The sequence below is a fragment of the Paenibacillus sp. EKM206P genome, from assembly GCF_011066155.1.
GTDB lineage: Bacteria > Bacillota > Bacilli > Paenibacillales > Paenibacillaceae > Paenibacillus > Paenibacillus polymyxa_D.
Genome location: NZ_JAAMNQ010000093.1, coordinates 1 through 335 on the forward strand (window position 1 = coordinate 1; position 335 = coordinate 335).

Here is a 335-nt window from a genome sequence, read left to right on the forward strand (position 1 = left end):
CTGGAAAATCATACGGCCAAGTTTGATCTGACTTTAGATGCAGTGGAGCAGCCAGAAGGCATTCTGTGCAGTCTGGAATATAGCACGGCGTTGTACAAGCCTGAGACCATGACGCGATTGGCACAGCATTTTGCGGAAATCGTTCGAGCTATTGCATACCATCCACAACAGCCCCTGGCAACTTTGAATATGGTAACCGTTGAGGAAAAGGAGCAACTCATCTACGGTTTTGGAGAAGTGGGAGTATCGGATGGTGCGGCAGTTGAAGCAGGAGCCCTGTTCCATACCTATGTGGAAGAACAGGCACAGCTTGTACCAGATCATGTGGCGGTGGT

At 49.9% G+C, this 335-nt stretch carries 1 protein-coding gene; it reads left to right on the plus strand.

Annotated features, from left to right (window positions below):
• Window positions 1–335 (plus strand): condensation domain-containing protein (locus tag G9G53_RS25840; RefSeq protein ID WP_165150900.1); only part of this gene is annotated, 335 nt, incomplete at both ends.